This window comes from Bradyrhizobium sp. OAE829 (genome assembly GCF_040546575.1).
Classification (GTDB): domain Bacteria; phylum Pseudomonadota; class Alphaproteobacteria; order Rhizobiales; family Xanthobacteraceae; genus Bradyrhizobium.
On the sequence record NZ_JBEPOE010000001.1, the window covers coordinates 5626465 to 5649759 of the forward strand.

Below are 23295 nucleotides of genomic sequence, written 5' to 3' on the forward strand. Positions count from 1 at the left end.
GTGGCTTCATCCTTCGAGACGGCCGCGTTGCGGCCTCCTCAGGATGAGGTCAAGGATACCAGACCCTCATGGTGAGGAGCGCGCTCTTGCGCGCGTCTCGAGCCATGAGGCCACCGCGCGTGCGACGCTGATTTCCTTGAACCATAAGCGGTGACGGAGCGTCTAATCCAGCGCCGTCTTTGGGAAAACCTCCGTGCCCGATCTGCCCTGGTTCGTCTTTGCGATGCTGCTCGCGCCGCTCGGGCTGTTGCTCGCGGCCGCGGTCTACAAGACGCTGCAGGTGCGCGCCGCCCGCGAATGGCCGTCGGCGGCCGGCAAGATCGTGGCCTCGCACGCCCAGGTGCGCGAGGTCAGGGTGATCGACAGCAACCGGGAAGGCGGCTATCGCACCGAGCAGCGCAACTTCGCCAACATCATCTACGAATATTCGGTGGCCGGCAAAAGGCTGCGCAACAACCGCGTCAGCATCGGCGAGGACCTCGGCAATTTCGAGGTCGCCGAGACCATCGCCAGATATCCGGTCGGCGCCGAAGTGACGGTCTATTACAATCCGCTGCACCCGAAGGAAGCGGTGCTGGAACGCGACCTGCCCAAGGGGCTGTGGGGCTGCCTTGGCATCGGCACCGCGATCACGCTCGTGATCGTGTTCGGTTCGGCGATCGGGCTCAACAAGCTGAGCGAACTCGTCTCGACAAAACTGGCCCATCCAACCGCGTCGCCATTGGTCATTGCCTTCGGCGCGTTCGGCAGTGTCATTGCGCTGTTCGCGCTCGCGATGCACCGGCAGGCACAGCTCGCCGGGAAATGGCCGGTGGTATCCGGCATCATCAAGCTGTCCGGTCTCGAGCAATACCGCGCCGCGCCAACCGACAACGGGCCGCGCGGGCAAATCATGTATCAGCGCAAGGTGCTCTACACGTACACCTACAACGACCAGTCCTACACCGGCACGCACGCAACCCTTTCCAGCAATGTCGCGTCGAGCTCGGACTGGCTGACGCGAAAACTCACGCCGCCTTATCAGGATGGCGCCCGGGTCAAGGTCTGGGTCAACCCCGCCAATCCATCCGAAGCGACACTGGAGCCGCGCGCATCGTTCGTGTGGTTCCTGTGGCTACTGGTGCTCGGGTTTGCGGGGCTGACATATTACGCGGCGGTGCACGGTTAGAGAAGGTGTTGCTGCCTGCACAACTCTGCTCCCTCCCCCCTTGCGGGGGAGGGTCGGGGAGAGGGGTAAGCCACAAGCACCGAACTCGCGGCCACCCCTCTCCCTAACCCTCTCCCGCAAGGGGAGGGGGAACGCAGCATCAGTGTCGAGAGAGAGAAAACTAAATCACCTGCCGCGACCGAAAAATCCTCTCGATCTCACCAAGAATGCGCGCCAGCCGGTCGGCCCATGCTTTCTCGCCGGCTTGATCCGAAATCAGGTCCTGACGGATTTCGATTCCCGTGTTCATCAACCCGCGCGCCTCGGCGTGAACGGGGATGGTGTAGTCGGTCTGGTCGCTGACCGCGTAGGGTTCGTTGTCGCCGACCACCAGGTCGGGCTCCGCGCGCAGCAATTGCAGCAGCAGCGGCGGCAACAGCTTGTCGCGCTGATAGAGCGTGCCGATGTGCCATGGACGCGCGATGCCGGCATAAACAGGCGTGAAGCTGTGCAGCGAAACCAGTATCGTCGGCATCTTCCGCTCTCGGCGCGCGTCGATGATCTCGCCGATACGGCGGTGATAGGGATCGAAGATCTGCGTTCGCCGCAATTCCGCGGCTTCCCGCGCGAGGCCTTCATTGCCGGGGATCGTCGTGGTCTCGCTGATGAGCGGGATCGAGCTTGCGACATCAGGCGGGCGGTTGCAGTCGATCACCAGCCGCGAATAGCGCTGCACGATCAGATGCGCGCCGAGATGTTTCGACAGCATTTCGGCGACACCGGCGATGCCGATGTCCCACGCGATGTGGCGCACGAGTTCGCTCTCCGGCAATCCGAGATCGCCGAGCGCTTGCGGAATCAGCCGCCCGTAATGGTCACAAGTGAGCAGAAACGGCGAGCGTCCTGAATCATAATATTCGCCAACCGGGGGAACATCCGCTGGTCCCAAGAGTAATGATGTGTCGCCGACGCGGTCCAATGCCATTTTTCCTTACGTATTGCCTATCGAAGCGGCATATCGGCCTACAAATGAGCAGGTTTTTGTATAGATTAGCCGGCCCAAAATCACGATGATTGTTTGACGATGCCGTTACTCACGATTCATCACAAGACCGTATATCGCTACACGCACCCGGTGGCGTTCGGCGAACACCGCATCATGCTGCGTCCGCGCGACGGCCATGATCTGCGCGTGCTGTCCGGCAGCCTCGAGATCGAGCCGCAGCCGATGCAGCTGCGCTGGATCCATGACGTGTTCGGCAACAGCGTCGCGATCGCGACCTTCGACGAGCGCGCGCAAACGCTGTCGTTCACTTCGATGGCTACGATCGAGCACAACCCGGCCGAAGAATTCGCGCTGACCGCGGATGACCCGGCCTACTTCTATCCCTTCCAGTACGACGATGAAGAGTTTCCCGACCTGGTGCAGTTCATCACGCCGCAATATGGCGATCCCAACGGGGAGCTGTCGTTCTGGGCGCGGGGATTTCTCGAAGCCGACGGGCCGACGCGGACCTACAACATTCTCAGCGGGATGACCCATGGCATCCGCGAAGCCTTCACCTATCGCAAGCGTCACGAGCAGGGCACACAGCATCCTCTCGATACGCTGCAGACGAAGTCGGGCACCTGCCGCGACTATGCGCTGTTCATGATCGAGGCGCTGCGGCGGCTCGGCATCGCCGCGCGATTCGTGTCCGGCTATCTCTTCATTCCCGGCGACAGTGCGCATGGTTATGTCGGCGGCGGCTCGACGCATGCATGGGTGCAGGTCTATCTGCCGAGCGCGGGCTGGATCGAGTTCGATCCGACCAATGGCATCATCGGCACCCGCGACCTCATTCGTGTGGCGGTAGCGCGCGATCCGCGCCAGGCTATCCCGCTGCACGGCGCCTATCTCGGCTCGGCGGACGCTTTTGTCGGCATGGAGGTCAATATCAACGTCGTCTCCGTCATGGACGAAGCGCAGGCGGAAAAGGTCTGATTATGGAGATCAAGGTCGGCTTCGAGATTGCCTATGCGGCCGTGCAGCCGACGCCGATGGTGATCATGCTCTCGATCCATCCGTCGCGCTTCTCCGACATCGTCGGCACGGAAAGCATCGTCGCCGAGCCTGACGTGCCGATCGGTTTTTATCGCGACATCTTCGGCAATGTCTGCGGCCGGCTGGTGGCGCCCGCCGGCGGCGTGACGTTGCGCGGCAGCGCGCTGGTGCGCGATTCCGGCCTGCCTGACATCGTGATGCCGACCGCGCAGCAGATCCCGATCGACCAGTTGCCGGACGAGGTGCTGCAATATCTGATGCCGAGCCGCTATTGCGAGACCGACAAGCTCACCGATGTCGCCTGGTCGCTGTTCGGCAACACGCCCGAAGGCTGGGCGCGGGTGCAGGCGATCGTCGAGTTCGTCCACAACCATGTGACGTTCGGCTACCAGCATGCGCATCACATGAAGTCGGCGCACGACGTCTACGAACAGGGCGCCGGCGTCTGCCGCGATTTTGCGCATCTGGCGCTGACGTTCTGCCGCTGCATGAACATCCCGGCGCGCTATTGCACCGGTTACATGGGCGATATCGGCATCCCCAGGGATCCCGCGCCAATGGATTTCTCCGGCTGGTTTCAGGTCTACCTGTCCGGCCAGTGGTACACCTTCGACGCCCGGCACAATCACCCGCGGATCGGCCGCATCCTGATGGGCACCGGCCGCGACGCCGCCGACGTCGCGCTGACCACGAGTTTTGGCCGTATGGACCTCGTGAAGTTCGTCGTCGTCAGCGACGAGGTGGTGGTGGCGTAGCCACGCTCTCTCCGCCGTCATTGCGAGGAGCGGGGCGACGAAGCAATCCATTCTTTCTTTGCGCGGCAAGATGGATTGCTTCGCTGCGCTCGCAATGACATGAAGGTCCATGATTTCAGATCGTCTGTTCGTCTACGGCACCCTGATGCGCGGCTTCGACCATCCGATGGCGAAGCTGCTGTCGCGCAGCGCCGATTTCATCGGCGAGGCCACGTGCCGCGGCCGGCTCTATCTCATCAAGCACTATCCCGGGCTGGTGCTGTCGGACGATCCTGCCGACACCGTATCCGGCGAATTGTATCGCCTGCGCGACCGCGATGCGTTGCTTGGCGAGTTCGACATGTACGAGGCCTGCGGCCCGGGCTTTCAGGCGCCGACCGAATATTTGCGGCAGATGCTGAACGTCACGCTTGGTGACGGCAGCGCGAGCGAGGCGTGGACGTATGTCTACAACTGGCCCGTCACCGGCCTGCCGCGGATCGCGTCGGGGAGCTTCCTCGAAAACTAGCGCGCATCCAGCCGCTCCTGCTCCAGCCGCACATCGACCTCGCGCTCGACGTAACTCCATTCCTCGGTCGCGCGCAGCATCGCGACCAGTTCATCGAACAGCGCTGAATTCGCGACGTCGTATTCGAACCAGGTCAGGAAATCGAAGGGCTCGCCGAGATCGCGGCAGTGATAGAGTTGCCGCGCGATCGCGGGGAGGTATTTCAGGCTGGCGGCGATGTGCTGCGACTTGTCCTCGAAAATCTCGCGCCGCTCTTCCTGCGTCAGGTCCCACCACGCGGCGCTCTTCTTGATCGGGATCAGCGCCGCGCAGCTCGCTTCGGGGCGCCCGAGCCCGGCCTGCGCCGCCACCAGCTTTTCCTTCTCGGCGCGCTCGGTATAGCGCACATGGCTCGCGACCCCGGCGAGCCGCCAGGAGGTCTGCGAGGGCAGGATCGGCAGCGCGATCGAGGGGGAATGGACGATCGAGAGCGCCGGCGCCCGCAACAGCCCCGTGCCCTTGACCGCGGCCTGCGACACCACCTGCCAGGCCCCGCTTTGCCCGCCTCTGAAGGTCGTGAACATGGCTATATGGAAGCGTGGAACCGGGCCCGGTTCAAGATGTCATCCCGGCCATCCGGGACAGCAGGGGCTGTGAATAGCGGCGAGAAGCCCGATTACCTTCGTATTTTACCGGCGCGTCGCTATATCCATGGCCGGTTGGCCAACGTGCTAGAATCCGGTCCAGCGACTCAAGGCCCCAAATCCCATATGCGCTTTACGCCCCAATTCCTCGAAGAACTGCGCGCCCGGCTTCCGGTCTCCGAAGTCGTGGGGCGGCGCGTCAAGCTGAAGAAGGCGGGACGGGAGTGGAAGGGGCTGTCGCCGTTCCAGCAGGAGAAGTCGCCGTCCTTCACGGTCAACGACCAGAAGGGTTTTTACCACGACTTCTCCTCCGGCAAGCACGGCGACATCATCTCGTTTTTGATGGAGACCGAGGGCGTCGGTTTTACCGAGGCTGTCGAGCGCCTCGCCTCGATGGCCGGCATGGCGCTCCCGGCGGTAACGCCGGATGCGGCAAGGCACGAGCAGCGCCGCAAGACGCTGTATGACGTGATGGAGCTCGCCGCCAAATTCTTCGCCGACACGCTGGCTTCGCGGGGCGGCGCCAAGGCGCGCGGCTATCTTGCCGACCGCGCGATCTCGCCGGCGACGCAGCTGCAATTTCGCATTGGCTACGCGCCCGGCGAACGCTTTGCGCTGAAGGAATATCTGGGTGCGCAGGGCATTCCGACCGAGGACATGGTCGAGGCCGGGCTGCTCAACGGCGGCGAAGACATTCCCGTGCCGTACGACAAATTCCGCGACCGCGTGATGTTTCCCATCACCGACGTGCGCAACCGCGTCATCGCGTTCGGTGGCCGGGCTTTGGAAAAGGACGTCCCCGCCAAATACATGAATTCGCCGGAAACCCCGCTGTTTCACAAGGGCGACAATCTCTACAACCTCGCCACCGCGCGGCAGGCCACGCATGACGGCGCCCCGCTGATCGTGGTCGAAGGCTATGTCGACGTCATCGCGATGGTCACCACCGGCTTCAAGGCCAGCGTCGCGCCGCTCGGCACCGCGCTGACCGAAAACCAGCTGATGCTGCTGTGGAAGATGGTGGACGAGCCGATCCTTTGCTTCGACGGCGACAAGGCCGGCAAGAAAGCCGCGTGGCGCGCCGCTGACCTCGCGCTGCCGCATCTCAAGCCCGGGAAAAGCCTGCGCTTTGCGCTGCTGCCCGAGGGACAGGATCCCGACGATCTCGCGCGCTCCGGCGGCCGCGCCGCGATCGAGGAAGTGATTTCGGCGGCGCGCGGGCTCGCCGATATCGTGTGGTCGCGCGAGATCGAAGGCGGCACCTTTGCAACGCCGGAGCGCCGCGCGGCGCTGGAAGCGCGGATCGGCGAACTCAGTAACGGCATCCGCGACGAAGTGGTGCGGCGCTACTACCGCCAGGATCTCTCCGAGCGGCTTCGCAACACCTTTGCGCCCGAAGGCGGCCGCGGCGGCTACGGCCGCGGCAATTTTGGTGGCGGCAATTTCGGCGGCGGCGGAAGAGCGAGCGAATCAGGCCGCCGTTTTGCCTCCCGCAGCTTCACCCCGGGTCCGGCAGGCCGGGCGGCGCCCTATGGCGGGCGCGGGCAGGCGGGCTCCGCCAGCCAGACCATCAACCGCGGCCCCTACCAGGCCGCGAGCCCCCAGCTTGCAAACAGCCCGATCATGCGCGGCCAGCGCAGCGCGATGTCCCGCCGGGAAGCGCTGATTCTGCAGTCGCTGATCAACCACCCCTGGCTGCTGCACGACCATCTGGAGGAGGTGGCGGCCCTGGAACTGGCCCATCCGGAGGCCAACAAGCTCCGCGCCGGTATTATCGCGGCCTTTGCGAGCGACCATCACCATTCCCCCGATGTCGAAGAACAGGCCGAGAAAATGCGCGCCGATCTCGAAGCGCGCGGATTTTCGCAAGTTCTTCAAAGGGTTGGCAGCGCGATTACGACCGGGGCGGTGTGGGGCGTGCAGATCGGCGCCGCCCGCGAGGATGTTCTTTCCACCTGGCAGCAACTCGTTGCCTTGCATCAGAAAACGCACGCCCTACTTAGGGAAAAGAAGGATGCCGAGCTGGCCCTGGGCGAGGAGTCCAGTGAGGCCAATCTGGCGTGGTTAAAGGACGTCAGCGCCCGTTTGGAGTCGCTGGACGGCACCGAGGCCCTGATTGAGGGTTTTGGCGAGCTTTCAGGCCGGTTCCGGCAAAGCGTCTGATTAAGCGTCAGATGAAAAAATGATGCGGACGGTTCGTGCCGGAGCCGTTAAAAGACTCGCCAAACCCATGGTTTGGCTGCAAAAACAGGGTTAAGCGAAGCTTAAGAGCCTTACGGCTAGTAGACATAACCGGCGAAACGGGGATTCGGGGTGGCGACAGTCTGCGCCGCCCTTTCCGCGTCGTGAGTAACTTTTGTTTTCTTTGCAAGGTGCGGCGGCCGCATCCTGCATGAGCGCGTTTCGGGAGCTTGATGAATGGCCACCAAGGCAAAGACGCTGCAGGTTAAAGACAAGGAAAAAGACGACAAGGCAGCGGACGCCCCCGAGAAGGACTCGCCGGACGCCCCGTCGCCGTTGCTCGATCTGTCGGATGCCGCCGTCAAGAAGATGATCAAGCAGGCCAAGAAGCGCGGCTTCGTGACCTTCGATCAGCTCAACGAAGTCCTGCCTTCCGACACCACCTCGCCCGAACAGATCGAAGACATCATGTCGATGCTGTCGGACATGGGCATCAACGTGTCCGAAGCCGAAGAGGCCGATAGCGAGGACGAGAAGGAAGAGGCCGACGACGAGACCGACAACGAGCTTGTCGAGGTCACGCAGAAGGCCGTCACCGAAGTCAAGAAATCCGAGCCCGGCGAGCGCACCGACGATCCCGTCCGGATGTATCTGCGCGAGATGGGCACGGTCGAGCTGCTGTCTCGCGAGGGCGAAATCGCGATCGCCAAACGCATCGAGGCCGGCCGCGAGGCGATGATCGCGGGCCTCTGCGAAAGCCCGCTGACGTTCCAGGCCATCATCATCTGGCGCGACGAGCTCAACGAAGGAAAGATCTTCCTTCGTGACATCATCGATCTCGAAGCCACCTATGCCGGCCCCGACGCCAAGAACAACATGAACCCGGCGATGCTGGCGGCGCCCGTCGGCCCCGACGGCCAGCCGCTGCCCGCTGCCAACGGCAATGGCGCACCCGCGCATGTCGCGCCGCCGGCCGCCCCGCCGTCGGCGACGCCGTTCCGCGCCGCCCCTGCATCCGCGCCCGGTGGCGACACCGAGGAAAAGGATCCGGCCGAGGCCGCCGCCGAAGGCGACATGGACGACGACGAGTTCGAAAACCAGATGTCGCTCGCCGCCATCGAGGCCGAGCTGAAGCCGAAGGTGGTCGAGACCTTCGACAAGATCGCTTCCGAGTACAAGAAGCTGCGCCGCCTGCAGGAGCAGGACATCGCCAACCAGCTGCAGAGCGAGACGCTGTCGCCCTCGCAGGAGCGCAAGTACAAGAAGCTGAAGGACGAAATCATCGTCGAGGTGAAGTCGCTGCGGCTCAACCAGGCCCGTATCGATTCACTGGTCGAGCAGCTCTACGACATCAACAAGCGCCTGGTCTCGTTCGAAGGCCGCCTGCTGCGCCTCGGCGACAGCCACGGCGTCGCGCGCGAAGACTTCCTGCGCAACTACCAGGGCTCGGAGCTCGATCCGCGCTGGCTCAACCGTGTCTCGAAACTCTCCGCCAAAGGCTGGAAGAATTTCGTCCATCACGAAAAGGACCGCATCAAGGATCTGCGCCACGAGATCCAGTCGCTGGCCGCTTTGACCGGGCTTGAGATCGGCGAATTCCGCAAGATCGTGCACGGCGTGCAGAAGGGCGAGCGCGAAGCCCGCCAGGCCAAGAAGGAAATGGTCGAGGCGAACCTGCGTCTCGTGATCTCGATCGCCAAGAAATACACCAACCGCGGCCTGCAGTTCCTCGACCTGATCCAGGAAGGCAATATCGGCCTGATGAAGGCGGTCGATAAGTTCGAATACCGCCGCGGCTACAAGTTCTCGACCTATGCGACATGGTGGATCCGGCAGGCGATCACGCGCTCGATCGCCGACCAGGCGCGCACCATCCGCATTCCCGTGCACATGATCGAGACCATCAACAAGATCGTGCGCACGAGCCGCCAGATGCTGAACGAGATCGGCCGCGAACCGACCCCGGAAGAGCTCGCCGAAAAGCTCGGCATGCCGCTGGAGAAGGTTCGAAAAGTTCTCAAGATCGCGAAAGAGCCGCTCTCGCTCGAAACCCCCGTCGGTGACGAGGAAGATTCGCACCTCGGCGATTTCATCGAGGACAAGAACGCGATCCTCCCGATCGACGCCGCGATCCAGTCCAATTTGCGCGAAACCACCACGCGCGTGCTGGCCTCGCTGACGCCGCGCGAAGAACGCGTACTCCGCATGCGCTTCGGCATCGGCATGAACACCGACCACACGCTGGAAGAAGTCGGCCAGCAGTTCTCGGTCACCCGCGAACGTATCCGCCAGATCGAAGCAAAGGCGCTGCGCAAGCTGAAGCATCCGTCGCGGTCAAGGAAGCTGCGGAGCTTCCTGGATAACTAGCTTGTCATTGCCGGGCTTGCCTGCCCGGCGAAGCCTTGGCGTAGCCGGGACCCGGCAATCCATCCAAATGAAAGCGGCGGGCCTAGGCCCGCCGTTTTTGCTTGGTGCGCGATCACGCCTGCACGCGCCTTGCATTAAGCTGTCTCCACGCCGCCGGTGCGCTCCCTCTCCCGCTTGCGGGGGAGGGCGGGGTGGGGGTGTCGCCGCGAGTCAGAATCTTCGCGAGGAGAGAGCCCCCACCCGGATCGCATCTTCGATGCGATCCGACCTCCCCCGCAAGCGGGAGAGGTGAACCGAGTCTCCGGCCCGCCCTATTTCTTCTTCGCCCCAACCCGGCTGATGCTCTTGATCTCCAGCGGCGTGCGGCCGGACTTCTCGGCGATCTCGCGGTCCTGCTCGAGGATGAACGCACGCGCCGGCTCGTCGCCGTCGAGCCCGCCGAGCAATTCGGCAGGCACGCGCCGGTTGGAGCGCTGCGAGTCGTCTTCATAGACGACATTGAAGAAGGCAAACTCGCCTTTGGGATTGGTCCCGGGTTTCTTGGCCATGCGGGCTTTTGGTCGATAAGGGGGCTGGTGTCAAAGAAAAATGCGGGACGCATACACGGCGCGCAAACTGAGCGAAATCTGCAAATATTCGCCTACTTTGGACCGCGTTCCGCCGCCACCGTCGATGGCATGCATCGCGACCTCGATCAAACCCCCGACACGTCAGAGCCGAGCGCCGCCGCGATCTGGCCGCCGCTTCGCCCGTTCATCTCTGGCGAGCGGCGCCTTGGCCGCTTTATGACGCGGCGGCGGTGGACGGCATGGCTGTACGAATTCCTGCGCTTCGGCCTGAAGCAGGGCTGGGCTTGCCTGTTCGGTGGCATCGCGGTGGCGCTGATGATCGCGACCTGGCGCTATTATCCGGCGAGCGCGGTACTTGCCCGTTATGACTTCCTGTTGCTCTGCATGATCGCCGTCCAGGCCGCACTGCTCGCGGGCCGGCTGGAGACATCAGACGAGGCAAAGATTATCCTGATCTATCACGTGGTCGGCACCGCGATGGAGGTCTTCAAGACTTCCGTGGGCTCCTGGATTTACCCGGAGGCGAGCTTCTTCCGCATCGGCGGCGTTCCGCTGTTCACCGGCTTCATGTATTCCTGCATCGGCAGCTATCTCTGCCGCGCCTGGCGCCTGTTCGATTTCACCTTTTCGAACCACCCGCGGCGGGGCAGCCTGATCGTGCTCAGCATGGCCGCCTATCTCAACTTCTTCACCCACCATTTCATCGTCGACCTGCGCTGGCTGTTGTTCGCAGCATCAGCGTGGCTGTTCGGCCGCACCACGATCCATTTCAGGGTCTGGCACGAGCGCCGCGCGATGCCGCTGCTGCTCGGACTTTTGCTGGTGTCCGCGTTTATATGGCTGTCGGAGAACATCGGAACTTTCACGAAAATCTGGCTCTATCCGTCGCAGCGGCTCGGCTGGTCGATTGTCTCCATCGACAAGCTCGGCTCCTGGTTTTTACTGCTGATCATCAGCTACACGCTGGTGAGTTTGATCAATGCGCCGCGCGCAATGAACGCGGCGCGAAGCAGCACTGGTTCACGCCCAGCCGGCGCGGCTGCGACGACTTCTGCGTGACACTTTACGGCGCCACCAACTCCACCCTCCTATTCAACGCCCGTCCCGCCTCGCTCGCATTCGACCCCACCGGCGACAGATGCGCGACGCCCGCGGTGCGCAGCCGCGGCGCGCCGATGTGATAGGTCTTCACCAGCTCTTCGGCGATCGCCTCGGCGCGGCGGCGCGAGAGGTCGAGGTTGTAGGTGTAGGGGCCCTGGCTGTCGGTGTGGCCGACGATGAAGACGCTGAGCGCGACCTGCGAGGCCAGGAGCTTTGCGATCTGTTCGAGGGTGGGGCGGCTCTCGGGCCGGATGATCGCCTTGTCGGTGTCGAAGTAGATGCCGTAGAGGGCGACGCGGCCGGTCTCGCGCAGGCCCTTCTCCATGACGGTGGCATCCACCATCTTGTTCTCGATCGCGCCGAGTTCAGCGATCGTGAGCTGCGCGTAGATATCGCGGTTGTTCTCGCTGACGATGACGCTGGCATAAATCTCGCGTCCGTTCTCGCTCTTGCGCGCCGAAAAGTAATGATAGTTGAAGCCGTCCACCCACATCTGCGGGATCGGCAGCGCCTCGATCGCCTCGGTGAAGGGAATGCCGCCGCAGGCTTCGGTGTCGCAGGAGAGCAGCGTCTCGAAGCCGGCCTTTGTCAGCTGGGTCTCGAAATTCCGCGATACCTCCGTGATCGAGGGGCCGGGACTGGTGCGATAGGCGATGCGGGTGATGCGGCCTTCGAGGCGCGGCGTATCCGATGGCTTGCCGTCCTTGAAGGCGGCGGCCTGCATTCGCGCGACATCGAAATTCTTCACTTGGTGACCTGATATCACGCTGCCGGCGAAGCGGCCGATGCCGGGAAAATCCTTTGAGCCCGCGACGTCGCGGGTCTGCGCCAGGGCCGCGGCCGGCGCAAGCGACAAGGCGAGCAAAACGAGGAGCGGCTTGATCATCGCGTGGGGGAGGGCCATTCGGAAAATCTCTGCATTTTTAGGAAAGATACCGGCCAAGCGGCCCTGCCGCAACGCTCGAAGCGCGGCGGCAGACGTGCTAGAAGCAGGCCTGATATTCCGGCACCCACACTGAAGATGGTTTCCCCATGCACTTCTTTCGCCATGCCTTTGCCTTCTGCTCCCTTCCTCTTGCCGTTTTCCTCACATCCTTCTCGCAAGGATATGCCGCGCAATGCGGCAACTCTGCCGCCGGCTTCGAGGCGTGGAAGCAGTCGTTCGCCGGCGAGGCGCGGGCCAAGGGCATCAGCGCCGCGACCATCCAGGCCATGATGGCGACGAACTATGCGCAGGCGACCATCAATGCCGATCGCGGCCAGCGCAGTTTTCAGCTGTCGCTCGATCAGTTTCTCGCCAAGCGCGGCGCCAATGCGATCGTCGCCAAGGGGCGTCAGTTGAAGAACTCGCAGGCCGCGCTGTTTTCCTCCATCCAGCAGCGCTACGGCGTGCCGCCGGGCCCGCTGCTTGCGATCTGGGGCATGGAGACCGGCTTCGGCGCGGTGCGCGGCAACCAGAACATGCTCTCCTCGATCACGACGCTGGCCTATGACTGCCGGCGCACGGCCTACTTCACCGAGCACCTTTACGCGGCGCTGCAATTGATCGATCGCGGCGTGCTCTCGCCGGCCCAGCGCGGCTCGATGCACGGCGAAGTTGGCCAGACCCAGTTCATGCCCAAGGCCATCCTGGCCTACGGCACCGGTAATCTCGAGAACTCCGCCAACGCGCTGACCTCGGCCGCGAATTTCCTCAAGGCCCATGGCTGGCGCGCCGGCGCCGGCTACCAGCCGGGCGAACCCAACTTCGCCGCCATCCAGGCCTGGAACGCCGCGGGGGTCTATCAAAAGGCGATAGCGCTGATGGGCCGGCAGATCGATGGGGGGAGTGAGTGAGGGTGGTGTGAACCACAGCCGTCGTCCCGGGCTTGACCTCAGATGCGCAATTGCGCATCGGGGGACCCATAACCACAGGCGGCCATTGGTTTACACGCTAGTCGTTATCTTCCTTTGCCAACAACGAAGGCCGCGGCGTATGGGTCCCGGCTCAAGGCCGGGACGACGAAACTAAGCGACAATAACACATCTCCTCCGCACCCTCATCTCATGGCATGATCGACTCAACCTGCACGTCACAAGGGATTCGCATGCTCAAGCTTTGTTTCGCCATCCTGTTCGGCGCCGTCATTGCCGCCAGCCCCGCTCACGCCGCCCGCTGCGGCGGCGATTTCAATACCTTCGTGGCGGCGATATCGCAGGAAGCCGCCGCCGCCGGCGTCTCGCAAGGCGTGATTTCGCAGGCGCTGTCGGGCGTGACGCAGGATCCGGCGGTGCTGGCCTTCGACCGGCGCCAGCGCGGCACCTTCAACAAGACGTTCGAGCAATATGTCTCGACCCGCGTCGGGCCCGGGCGGATCAAGATGGGGCGGCAGATGCTGCTGAAGCACGCCTCGCTGCTGTCGCGGATCGAGAAGCAGTACGGCGTGCCGCCGGAGATCATCGTCGCGATCTGGGGGCTGGAATCCGATTTCGGCAAGGGCGACGTCGGCAAGATGCCGGTCGTCCGCACGCTTGCCACCATGGCGCATGATTGCCGCCGCACCGAACTGTTCCAAGGCGAACTGATCGCCGCGCTCAAGATCGTGCAACGCGGCGACCTGCCGCTACGCGACATGATCGGCGCCTTCGCCGGCGAAATCGGCCAGACGCAATTCCTGCCGTCGTCCTACATCAAATACGGCGTCGATTTCGACGGCAACGGCCATGTCGACCTGCGCCACAGCGTCCCCGACGTGCTGGCCTCCACCGCCAATTTGCTGCACGTCTCCGGCTTCAAACCCGGCGCGCCCTACAGCGAAGGCACGCCGAATTTCGAGGCCATGCGCGAGTGGAACCGGGCCACGATCTATCGCAAGACGATCGGGTATTTTGCGGATCAGCTGGCGGGGCGGTAGTTCTACGCTGTCATTGCCGGGCTTGACCCGGCAATCCATCCCTTCGCGAGAATCTTTTGAAGATTGATGGATGCCCGGATCAAGTCCGGGCATGACGAGTGCGTGCGACAAAATAACCCGACGGGCAAAATTTTGCTTCCGTCGTCGGGCAAATCATCTCTACGAGTTTGCGCATCCCGTCCTATCAAGAGGGGCGTTGGCCATCGTCACGACGAGGGGCGGGGATGCGGTGGACGCTGAGGTTGCGATTGACGGTCGCGGCTGAAGCGTACGGCGAAAGCGTGTGGTCCTGGCGCCCGTAACGGCGTCAAGTCTTTCGGGAGCTAACGCTTCCGAGGGGCGACGGTGGCAATAGAGGCCGTCTCACCGGGGAGAGCGCGTTATAAGCCGTAAAGCCATTGCGCAGGGAATGTCGGATGTTCTCCGCTGCCCTGTATGCTCATGTGCAGCATTCTTATGCACAATCGCACATGAGACCGCGGGTGCAGCGCGCATCCGGCATTCCCTGCGCCCTCTGATTAGAGAGGGCGAATGAGTTTGATAGCAAACCTCGGGCGCAATGTGCCGCGAGAACGCGAAGCTATATCCACGTCGTCCCGAGCTTGACCTCAGATGCGCAATTGCGCATCTGAGGTCAAGCCCGGGACGACATCGAATGTGTGGCGAGCTACGAAACCTTCCCCGCGCTCATCGCCTTCTCCAGCCGCTTCGCCAGCACCGCCCAATACGTCGCCGGCCGGAAGCGCTGCAGGAGATCCATGTACCACGCGTCGCTGCCGATCAGAATCCGTGGCTGGTTTTTCTCGATGCCGAGGATGATGCGCTGCGCCGCCGCCGGAGGCGTCGTCTTCGCCACCGCATCGAAGCGGTCGATCGATTGCGCGCGGCGGGCGTTGTCGGTGACGCCGGTGCCGGTGCGGGAATTGCGTACGATGCTGGTGGCGACGCCGCCGGGATGCACCACCGACAACCGCACCGGGCTGTTCGCCATCGCGAGCTCATGCCGCAGGCTTTCGGAAAAGCCGCGCACCGCGAATTTCGCCGCGCTGTAGGCGGTCTGGCCGGGCGGCGCGATGATGCCGAAGATCGAGGAGAGATTGACGATATGCGCCTCGCGCTGCTTGGCCAGAATCGGCAGGAACGCGCGCGTGCCGTGCACCGTGCCCCAGAAATTGATGTTGAACAGCCAGTCCATCTGCGCCTGTTCGATCTCGCTGAACTGGCCGAGCAAGGCGACGCCGGCATTATTGATCACGATGTTCAGCCCGGGATGCGCGGCGCTGGCGGCTTCAGCGAATTCCGCGATCTGCGCGGGCTCGCCGACATCGACGCGGTGCGTGCTGACCTTGCATTGGTGCGCCTTCGCGATTTCAGCCTTGGCGATCTCGGCGGCGACCTGCTGCAGCCCGGCCTCGTCGCGGTCGGCCAGCGCCAGATCGCAGCCGCGCGCGGCCAGTTCAAGCGCCAAAGCGCGGCCGATGCCGCTGGCCGCGCCGGTCACGGCGGCGGCCGATCCATTGATGGCAGTCATGCGAGGTCAGCTCCAACAGATGAGAAACAGGCAGGCCGCGCAGCGGTGCGGGTTCCCGCATCTTTCGCAAATTGGAACCGAACATAAAGCGATTTTCCGCTTTAACCCCCTGTTACCGTGATGAATACCCATTCAGGAGGGCGACCTATGGGACAATCGAAGCCTTTTCGTGCGACCGCACTCGTTGTCGAAGACGATCCGATGCAGCGGGAAATGATCTGCCTGTTGCTGGAAGAAAGCGACATGGACGTGATCGAGTGCGAAAGCGCGGAGGCCGCCGAACTGGTGCTGGAGGAGGCGGGGGCGAGCCTCGTGCTTGTCATGACCGACGTCCAACTCGCCGGCCACAAGAACGGCGTGGAGCTTGCGCATGTCGCCAAGAACATCAATCCGGACATCGATGTGATCGTCACCTCGGGCAAACCGCTGCGGCAGAAGCTGCCGGATGGCGCCAGATTCTGGGCGAAGCCCTGGGCGCCGCTCGACGTGATCCGCGAGGCGGAAAGGATGTCGATCGCCTGGAGCCGGGTGGGCGAGGCGTAGTGGGGGTACCCTTATCATCGTCATGCCCGGCCTTGTGCCGGGCATCCACGTCTTACTTTGTTAGGAATTCAAGCAGGAAGACGTGGATGGCCGGGACAAGCCCGGCCATGACGAAACGAAAATGGGGCCGCTGCTTTCGCAACCGGCCGCGCCATGATATGGCCGACCGGCGCCGCATTCGCAGCCAATGGGGTCTCGTTGATGACATGGTCCTTCCTGCTCACCACGCTGATCGTGGTCGCGTCCCCCGGCACCGGCGTGCTCTACACGCTGGCGGTGGCGCTGACGCAAGGCGGCCGCGCCTCGATCGCCGCCGCCTTCGGCTGCACGCTCGGGATTTTGCCGCAGATGCTGGCGGCGATGCTCGGGCTCGCGGCCGTGCTGCATACCAGCGCTTTGGCGTTCGCGGTGTTGAAATGGTGCGGCGTGGTCTATCTGCTCTTCATGGCCTGGCAGGCGCTGCGCGAAACCGGCGCGCTTGCGATCGACGCCCGGCCGGCGCCGGGGCGATCGAGCCGGCGGGTGATCGTCACGGCGGTCCTGATCAACATCCTCAATCCAAAACTCTCGATCTTTTTCCTCGCCTTCCTGCCGCAGTTCATCGCGGTGGACGAGGCCTATCCATTGGCACGGATGCTGGAATTGAGCGGGGTCTTCATGGCGATGACGTTTGCGGTGTTCGCGATCTACGGCCTGTTCGCGGCCGGCGTCCGCGACCGCGTCATCACCCGGCCGAGGGTAATGGCCTGGCTGCGCCGCAGCTTTGCAGCTGGATTTGCCGCGCTCGGCGCGAAGCTGGCGTTCGCGGAGAGATAGCCTCAGGGCACAAAAGATGAGGGCACAAAAAAGCGGGCCTGAGGCCCGCTGCTTTCGAAATCGAATGGTTTTGCAATTGGGAGGCTTGAAAGTGGAAGCCTTGAACGTAAGTAGAGCTTTGAAAGTGAAGCCTTGAAAGTTAGAGCCTTGAAAGTGGCGCCTCGAAGGTGGAAGCCCGGGCGGAACTGAGCGCCCCACCCGGGCCAAAATTCACTTCTTCGACTTCTTGGCCTTCTTCGCCTTCTTCGCCTTTTTCGCCTTCTTCGCTTTCTTAGCCATAGTAAATCCTCTCAAGGTTTTAATGGATTGAAACGCGACTCCGAGGCATGCTTGGCGGAGGGCCAACCTCGCAACATCCTCAAGATCAATTGCAACAGATTCGCGGCGTGCTGCCGCGTGCTGTCACGTCGCCGTCATCATGTTATCCACAGCTGTTATGCATTTTGACGTGCTTTTCCGCGAAAATGCCGTTCGGTAGCGCCGATCGCGCCGCGCGCATCATGCTTAACGATGCCCCAACGCGCGCCTCTTCATCAATTTAAAACCACGGTATTGATTACCCGGCGACGGTGAGAGTCCGTTAAGCGAGAAGGGCGCACCTTGTCCATAAGACAACGGGGATTGTCGATCGGGGAAACGCCCGCGGAGGTGAAAGCCTTGAGCGATCTACTGGGGCGATCTAACAGGGGAGACGGGACGCTAAGCGTCCCGGGCACGCGATGCTGAGCGTTCCGACGCTGTGGACGGTGTTCGTCATCAATTTTCTCGCGCTGGGCCTGATCTGGGCCTACGTGATCCGCAGCTATCCGTCATTCTATGCCGCGCGATACTGGACCGGCTCCTCGTTCATGGCGGCGGCAGGCGCGGCCGTTGCGATGCTGCGCGTCGTGACCGACGCACTCTGGCCGCTGCTCATCGCGGGCACCGCGATGATTTTCGCGCTCTGCCTCGCTGCGATGGGCGTCCAGAAATTCTTCGAAAAGCCGGTGTCGTGGCGCGCCACCTGGCTGGTGATGGGGCTGAGCTTCGCCGGCCTTTCCTTCTTCATGTTCGCCTATGACAGCCCGCCGGCGCGCATCACCATCTTCACCATCGCCCAGGTTCTTCCGCTGGCGCTGAGCGTAAAGCTGCTGCTGACCCCGCACCAGGGCCGCGTCAATCCCGGCGCGCGGCTGGCCGCCATCGTGGCCAGCCTCATCATCGCCATCTACGGAGTCCGGCTGATCGGCGGCATCGCCGGCGGTTTCTCCTACATGCATTTCAGCCCGGCGCAGTCGGCCGTGATCCTGATGCTGGTGTTCCTGTCGATGGCGCTGAATTTCGGCTTCCTGCTGATGGCGATGGACCATCTGCGAAGCGAAGTCGCCGATCTGGCGCTGCTCGACGACCTCACCGGCGTCGGCAACCGCCGCCATCTGGTGCAGCGCCTGACCGAGGAATGCGCGCGCTCGGAGCGCAGCAACCAGCCGTTCGCACTGCTGGTGATCGACCTCGACGGCTTCAAGGGCATCAACGATACCTACGGCCACGCCGCCGGCGACGCCTGCCTGCAGCATTTCACCCTGATGGCGCAAACCCGCCTGCGCCCCGGCGACATGCTGGCGCGGTCGGGCGGCGACGAGTTCTGCATCGTGCTGCCGTCCTCGACCTTGCGCGAAGGCGCGATGATCGCGCGCCGGGTGCTGGAAGTATGCCGCGCCGATGCCGAACAATGCATGGGTAACGATATTCCGATCTCGGTCTCGATCGGCGTCGCACAATGGACCCGGGAAATGGGGGCGTTCCCCGACCGTCTGATCGCGGCCGCCGACCACGCGCTCTATGACGCCAAGAAGGGCGGCCGAAACTGCTTTGCGACCTACGAGCCCGCGCCGCCGCTGGCGCCCGGGATCGAAATAGCCGTGCTGGCGGATGCGAGCTTGCGCAAGCGCGCCTGAAGCATGTTACTCAGAGGGGTCGTCATTGGATCCCTAGCGTATGAAGCTCCGCCGCCTTGCGATCGCGCTCTGCGCCATCGCGTTCACTCTTCCCGCTGCTGCCCAAACGCCCGACCTCGCCACCATCGCGCGATCGTCCGGCACGCCCGAGATTCCGGGATTGAAGGTGGTCTGGCTGGCGCCATGGGGCGACGTTGCCAAGGCGCATCCCTGGCGCAACATCATCGTGCACCAGACCGAAGGCCCGGCCGGCTCGGCCCGTGGCGGCGCGCAAGCGCAAGCCAAAAATCCGACGCGGCGCGGCGTCATGGTCTGGGTCGAAACCGACGGCACCGTGTATTGGGCGGTGGCGGAAAATCTGGTTCCGACCCATGGCGACGGCGGCAACCGCAACGACAACAAATACATCGACAACCGCCCGACCTTTCGTCAGGTGGTCGGCAACAATTCGGTCGGCGTGGAATTCGCCGGCAATTTCCCGGATGTGACGCGCGGCGCCACCGAGGCGCAGGTGGCGGCGTGGCGCATCCTGGTCAAGGTCCTGCGCGCGCGTTACGGCATCCCGCTGACGCAGGTCTATGCGCATAACTGGATCGACTTCAAGGACGCCCGCTATTGCGAAGGCTGCGAGCTTGCAAAGCTGGCGCGGGAATGGGGCGAGTAAGCTCTCAGCCTCGGCGCGCTGCTGGAGCACGCTGAACCAGTCCACCAGCATCGCGGATTATCTGCGGCGTATTGTTGGAGGCCGGCGGTCTCTCAACTCGTCGTCCCGGCCTTGAGCTCAGATGTGCAATTGCACATCGGGGGACCCATAGCCACAAATGTTCATGATGCGACGTGGCAAGAAAGGCAACTAACACTGCCTATCTCACATCTGCTGCGGCGTATGGGTGTCCCCGCCTTCGCGGGGACGACAGCGTTGGGTGGCGAACTGCTCCAAACAACAAAAAGCCGGCGTTGCCGCCGGCTTTCGTCGTTCATTGCCTTGGCCGCGAAATTAGTGCGCGGCTTCGAGCACGGCGGCTTCCTGCCGGGCAATCGTGCCCTTGACGGCCGACTGCACCTTCTCGAAAGCACGGACCTCGATCTGCCGCACGCGCTCGCGCGACACGCCGAATTCGGCGGCGAGGTCTTCCAGCGTCATCGGCTCTTCCGCCAGACGCCGCGCCTCGAAGATGCGGCGTTCGCGCGGGTTGAGCACACCGATGGCGCCGTTCAGCGCCTGCCGGCGATGATCGAACTCCTCGTGTTCAGCCATGATGGCTTCCTGGTTGGGCGAGTTATCGACCAGCCAGTCCTGCCATTCGCCGGCTTCACCGTCGTCGCGGATCGGAGCGTTGAGCGACGCGTCGCCACCGAGGCGGCGGTTCATGTCGATCACGTCCTGATTCGTCACGCCGAGGCGCTTGGCAATGATCGCCACCTGATCGGGGCGGAGATCGCCCTCGTCCAGCGCGGAGATCTTGCTCTTCGCCTTGCGCAGGTTGAAGAACAGCTTCTTCTGGTTCGCGGTGGTGCCCATTTTCACGAGCGACCAGGAACGCAGAATGTACTCTTGTATTGACGCCTTGATCCACCACATGGCGTAGGTAGCGAGTCGGAAGCCCTTTTCGGGTTCGAACCGCTTGACCGCCTGCATCAGGCCGACATTGCCTTCCGATACGACCTCGGAAATAGGCAGGCCGTAGCCGCGATAGCCCATGGCGATCTTGGCGACGAGCCGGAGATGGCTGGTGACAAGGTGATGTGCCGCGTCGCGATCGTCATGTTCGCGCCAACGCTTGGCGAACATGTATTCCTGCTGGGGTTCCAGCATCGGAAATTTGCGGATCTCGGCGAGGTATCTAGAAAGGCCGGATTCTCCATTGAGAACCGGCAACGTAGCTGTACGGGCCATTGAGCGCCCTCCAGTGGTTCAGGCCCCCGATAGCGGCGGGCCCGGCAGGTGATCGCTGTGTTAAAGCCGACCAGGCTGCGATGTTCCGCGCTGGATATTCAGCGCAGGTGCAACATACACCAAATGGGGGCCGATAGGGAAGGAATGCTGACGTCACGTCCCCGTGTGCCTGCCATAACCTATTGGCATAGCATCGCTTTTCTGAATCGGCTGCGTCATAGCGCCGCTTCGAGGGTGCCCTGCAGGAGAAGCAAATCCTCCGGTAGGGCCGCCTCCCAGTGCAAAAGCTCTCCGGTCCGAGGATGTTCCAAGGTAAGCAGGTAGGCGTGCAGGGCCTGCCGGCCGAGCGCGGCCAGGGCAGCCTGACCTCCGGGCCCAAGCTGGCCGGCCTTGGTCTTGAAGTGCGGGCCATAGACCGCATCGCCCATCAGGGGGTGGCCGATATGGGAAAGATGCACCCGGATCTGATGGGTCCGTCCGGTCTCGAGCTGGCAGGCCAGCAGCGAGGCGACCGGTTTGCCGTCCCGGCCATTGAAGGCCGCCTGCAGCTCCCAATGAGTAACCGCTTCACGGCCGCTGTCGCGCACCGCCATTTTCTCGCGGGCAAAGGGATGCCGGTCGATCGGCGCATTGACCGTGCCGCGCTGGCGGTTCGGCAGGCCCCAGATAAAGGCCATATAGCCGCGCCGCATTGGGCCGGTACGGCCATGGTCGGCGAATTGCGCCGTGAGTGATTGGTGCGCGCGGTCGTTTTTGGCGACAACCATCAACCCCGTCGTGTCCTTGTCGAGCCGGTGCACGATGCCCGGACGGCGGACGCCGCCGATGCCGGAAAGGCTTGCGCCGCAATGGGCAATCAGCGCGTTGACCAGCGTGCCGGTTTCGTGGCCGGCAGCGGGGTGTACGACCAGTCCCTTTGGCTTGTCGATGACGATAATGTCCTCATCCTCGAAGACGATATCGAGCGCGATATCCTCGCCCTTTGGCTCAGGCGGGGTGGCCTCGGGAACGTCGATTGTGATCGTATCGCCCTTGGCAACATGATAAGCGGGGTCGCGAATGGGGGTGCCCTTGGCGGTGACGGAACCGGCGAGGATCAACGCCTTCAGGCGGGACCGCGACAGTTCCGGGCGAAGCACCGCGAGCACACGGTCGAGCCGGGGCGATCCTTCGTCGCCGCCGACCGTGACCTCCAGCCTCTCGCCGCTATTCGAAGACGTGACTTGTTCCAAAGAAGAGCCTTTGCATGACTGATACCGTTGCGCCCGAACCGACCCCCGAACAGGCCGCGCTGTTTGCGCGGGTGCGGCGGATGATGCTGATCGCAGGCGTGACCTCGGCGCTGGCCGTCGCCATCGTCCTGACCGCCATCGGCTATCGTCTTTATCGCAGCGAGGGAAGCCCCGCAGCGATATCCGATACCACGGCGAGCTTGCCGAAAGGCGCCCGTATCGTGTCCACCGGCGTCGCCGGCGACCGGCTGGTCGTGACCCTCGATATCGGCGGCGTAACTGAAATCCGCACATTTGATGCAAAGACGCTGAAACCTGTAGGGCAGCTGAAATTCGTCAGCGAGCCCTGAGCGGAGCGATCGACGGCCGCTCGTCGAACTCAACTTCAGAATGCAAGGTGATTTTTCGCGTAGCAGCAACGCTGGCAAGTTAGACGCTCGCCATTTTTTTGGCTGAGTTACACGCTCAGCTTGCGCCATGTCGGAATCCAACCCCAGCGCCGCGGTTCCCATGGGCGACATCGTCGAACACGATGGCGCGGTTTCATGTTCCGATCCGACGCGGCGTGCGATGCTGCTGACGGCGCTTGCGACTTGCGCCTGTCTCGCTGCTCCAGAACCTTCCAATGCGGAGGATGATCAGCCCGGCAGCAATCTGCGGCCACAAAAAGCCGACACGCTGGTGTTCTCGGAAGGCGACCGCGCCGGCGAGGTCATCAAGCCAGAGGATTTGAAGCTCGGCGGGCCTCCTGCGCGCGCCTGGCCAAAGGATCTTAAGACCGCCGTGATCCGCAAGGGCTCGCGGTTGAACGAGCTTTTGGTGGTCAGGCTCGATCCAGCCGAACTGGATGATGACACGCGATCACGCAGCGCCGACGGCATCGTCGCCTATTCGCTGATCTGTTCGCATACGGGATGCCCGGTCACCGGCTGGGTGAAACAGGCGTCGGGCGACAAGCTCGTGTTCAAATGTGCCTGCCACAACTCCGAATATGATCCGCGGGAAAGCGCAAAGGTCCTGTTCGGGCCGGCGCCGCGGCGCCTGGCGGCGCTTCCGCTGGCGATCACGGACGATGCGCTCACCGTCACCGCAACATTCATTGGAAAGGTAGGTACCTGACTGGAGGATGAAGCCGCATCGGGCATTCGCA

Annotated in this window: 22 protein-coding genes; 15 read left to right on the plus strand and 7 right to left on the minus strand. The window is 63.1% G+C overall.

Annotation, left to right across the window (positions count from 1 at the left end; genetic code table 11):
- Positions 1 to 193 precede the first annotated feature (193 nt).
- Positions 194 to 1168: a DUF3592 domain-containing protein gene (locus tag ABIE49_RS27010; RefSeq protein ID WP_354066989.1), complete on the plus strand. Its 975-nt coding sequence runs from the start codon at positions 194 to 196 to the stop codon at positions 1166 to 1168.
- A gap of 160 nt (positions 1169 to 1328) precedes the next feature.
- Here the strand turns inward: ABIE49_RS27010 and ABIE49_RS27015 are convergent, their stop codons facing one another.
- On the minus strand, positions 1329 to 2132 hold the full coding sequence (locus ABIE49_RS27015) for an N-formylglutamate amidohydrolase (protein ID WP_192736722.1): 804 nt from the start codon (positions 2130 to 2132) through the stop codon (positions 1329 to 1331).
- 99 nt (positions 2133 to 2231) lie between these two features.
- Here ABIE49_RS27015 and ABIE49_RS27020 point away from each other — a divergent pair, with 99 nt between their 5' ends.
- From ABIE49_RS27020 to ABIE49_RS27030, 3 genes are all read left to right on the plus strand, one after another.
- Positions 2232 to 3131 (plus strand): transglutaminase family protein, encoded by a 900-nt coding sequence (locus ABIE49_RS27020; protein WP_192736721.1) that lies wholly within the window; start codon positions 2232 to 2234, stop codon positions 3129 to 3131.
- 2 nt (positions 3132 to 3133) lie between these two features.
- On the plus strand, positions 3134 to 3946 hold the full coding sequence (locus ABIE49_RS27025; protein ID WP_192736720.1) for a transglutaminase-like domain-containing protein: 813 nt from the start codon (positions 3134 to 3136) through the stop codon (positions 3944 to 3946).
- Positions 3947 to 4055: 109 nt separating this feature from the next.
- Complete coding sequence (locus ABIE49_RS27030; protein ID WP_192736719.1) at positions 4056 to 4454, plus strand: gamma-glutamylcyclotransferase family protein; 399 nt, start codon at positions 4056 to 4058, stop codon at positions 4452 to 4454.
- Here ABIE49_RS27030 and ABIE49_RS27035 read toward each other — a convergent pair.
- Positions 4451 to 5017, minus strand: coding sequence for a chlorite dismutase family protein (locus ABIE49_RS27035; protein ID WP_192736718.1), 567 nt, complete (start codon positions 5015 to 5017; stop codon positions 4451 to 4453). The genes ABIE49_RS27030 and ABIE49_RS27035 overlap by 4 nt on opposite strands.
- Positions 5018 to 5203: 186 nt before the next feature.
- Here ABIE49_RS27035 and dnaG point away from each other — a divergent pair, with 186 nt between their 5' ends.
- Together dnaG and rpoD are read left to right on the plus strand one after the other, a co-directional pair.
- Entirely contained in the window at positions 5204 to 7240 is a 2037-nt protein-coding gene (dnaG, locus tag ABIE49_RS27040) for a DNA primase (RefSeq protein WP_192736717.1), read from the plus strand.
- A 255-nt stretch (positions 7241 to 7495) separates the two neighbouring features.
- Positions 7496 to 9625, plus strand: a complete 2130-nt coding sequence (gene rpoD, locus ABIE49_RS27045) for an RNA polymerase sigma factor RpoD (RefSeq protein WP_192736716.1) — start codon at positions 7496 to 7498, stop codon at positions 9623 to 9625.
- Between the two features lie 311 nt (positions 9626 to 9936).
- On the opposite strand, the gene ABIE49_RS27050 is transcribed toward rpoD, so the two are convergent.
- Positions 9937 to 10173, minus strand: a complete 237-nt coding sequence (locus tag ABIE49_RS27050; RefSeq protein WP_192736715.1) for a hypothetical protein — start codon at positions 10171 to 10173, stop codon at positions 9937 to 9939.
- A 129-nt stretch (positions 10174 to 10302) separates the two neighbouring features.
- On the opposite strand from ABIE49_RS27050, the gene ABIE49_RS27055 reads away from it, so the two are divergent.
- Complete coding sequence (locus ABIE49_RS27055; protein WP_192736935.1) at positions 10303 to 11253, plus strand: DUF817 domain-containing protein; 951 nt, start codon at positions 10303 to 10305, stop codon at positions 11251 to 11253.
- Positions 11254 to 11257: 4 nt separating this feature from the next.
- On the opposite strand, the gene ABIE49_RS27060 is transcribed toward ABIE49_RS27055, so the two are convergent.
- Positions 11258 to 12181, minus strand: coding sequence for an OmpA family protein (locus ABIE49_RS27060; protein WP_354067622.1), 924 nt, complete (start codon positions 12179 to 12181; stop codon positions 11258 to 11260).
- A 146-nt stretch (positions 12182 to 12327) separates the two neighbouring features.
- Here ABIE49_RS27060 and ABIE49_RS27065 point away from each other — a divergent pair, with 146 nt between their 5' ends.
- Positions 12328 to 13131, plus strand: a complete 804-nt coding sequence (locus ABIE49_RS27065; RefSeq protein WP_192736713.1) for a lytic murein transglycosylase — start codon at positions 12328 to 12330, stop codon at positions 13129 to 13131.
- A 251-nt stretch (positions 13132 to 13382) separates the two neighbouring features.
- Entirely contained in the window at positions 13383 to 14189 is an 807-nt protein-coding gene (locus ABIE49_RS27070; protein WP_192736712.1) for a lytic murein transglycosylase, read from the plus strand.
- Between the two features lie 667 nt (positions 14190 to 14856).
- Here ABIE49_RS27070 and ABIE49_RS27075 read toward each other — a convergent pair.
- Positions 14857 to 15720: an SDR family NAD(P)-dependent oxidoreductase gene (locus ABIE49_RS27075; protein WP_192736711.1), complete on the minus strand. Its 864-nt coding sequence runs from the start codon at positions 15718 to 15720 to the stop codon at positions 14857 to 14859.
- A gap of 147 nt (positions 15721 to 15867) precedes the next feature.
- On the opposite strand from ABIE49_RS27075, the gene ABIE49_RS27080 reads away from it, so the two are divergent.
- The 4 genes from ABIE49_RS27080 to ABIE49_RS27095 all read left to right on the plus strand — a co-directional run bounded on the left by ABIE49_RS27080 (position 15868) and on the right by ABIE49_RS27095 (position 19680).
- Positions 15868 to 16263 (plus strand): response regulator, encoded by a 396-nt coding sequence (locus tag ABIE49_RS27080; RefSeq protein ID WP_192736710.1) that lies wholly within the window; start codon positions 15868 to 15870, stop codon positions 16261 to 16263.
- Between the two features lie 201 nt (positions 16264 to 16464).
- Positions 16465 to 17079 carry a LysE family translocator gene (locus ABIE49_RS27085; protein ID WP_192736709.1) on the plus strand — a complete coding sequence of 205 codons (615 nt, stop codon included), beginning with the start codon at positions 16465 to 16467 and terminating at the stop codon, positions 17077 to 17079.
- Between the two features lie 719 nt (positions 17080 to 17798).
- Entirely contained in the window at positions 17799 to 19016 is a 1218-nt protein-coding gene (locus ABIE49_RS27090) for a GGDEF domain-containing protein (RefSeq protein WP_192736708.1), read from the plus strand.
- 40 nt (positions 19017 to 19056) lie between these two features.
- Positions 19057 to 19680: a peptidoglycan recognition protein family protein gene (locus ABIE49_RS27095; RefSeq protein WP_192736707.1), complete on the plus strand. Its 624-nt coding sequence runs from the start codon at positions 19057 to 19059 to the stop codon at positions 19678 to 19680.
- 333 nt (positions 19681 to 20013) lie between these two features.
- Here the strand turns inward: ABIE49_RS27095 and rpoH are convergent, their stop codons facing one another.
- Both rpoH and ABIE49_RS27105 read right to left on the minus strand, forming a co-directional pair.
- Positions 20014 to 20913: an RNA polymerase sigma factor RpoH gene (rpoH, locus tag ABIE49_RS27100; protein ID WP_192736706.1), complete on the minus strand. Its 900-nt coding sequence runs from the start codon at positions 20911 to 20913 to the stop codon at positions 20014 to 20016.
- Between the two features lie 215 nt (positions 20914 to 21128).
- Positions 21129 to 22109 (minus strand): RluA family pseudouridine synthase, encoded by a 981-nt coding sequence (locus ABIE49_RS27105; protein WP_192736934.1) that lies wholly within the window; start codon positions 22107 to 22109, stop codon positions 21129 to 21131.
- A gap of 50 nt (positions 22110 to 22159) precedes the next feature.
- Between ABIE49_RS27105 and ABIE49_RS27110 the strand changes: the two genes are divergently transcribed.
- Both ABIE49_RS27110 and ABIE49_RS27115 read left to right on the plus strand, forming a co-directional pair.
- Positions 22160 to 22495 (plus strand): hypothetical protein, encoded by a 336-nt coding sequence (locus ABIE49_RS27110; RefSeq protein ID WP_192736705.1) that lies wholly within the window; start codon positions 22160 to 22162, stop codon positions 22493 to 22495.
- A gap of 127 nt (positions 22496 to 22622) precedes the next feature.
- The gene (locus ABIE49_RS27115; RefSeq protein WP_192736704.1) at positions 22623 to 23264 is read left to right on the plus strand and encodes a QcrA and Rieske domain-containing protein; all 642 of its coding nucleotides are present in this window, start codon (positions 22623 to 22625) and stop codon (positions 23262 to 23264) included.
- Positions 23265 to 23295: the final 31 nt, after the last annotated feature.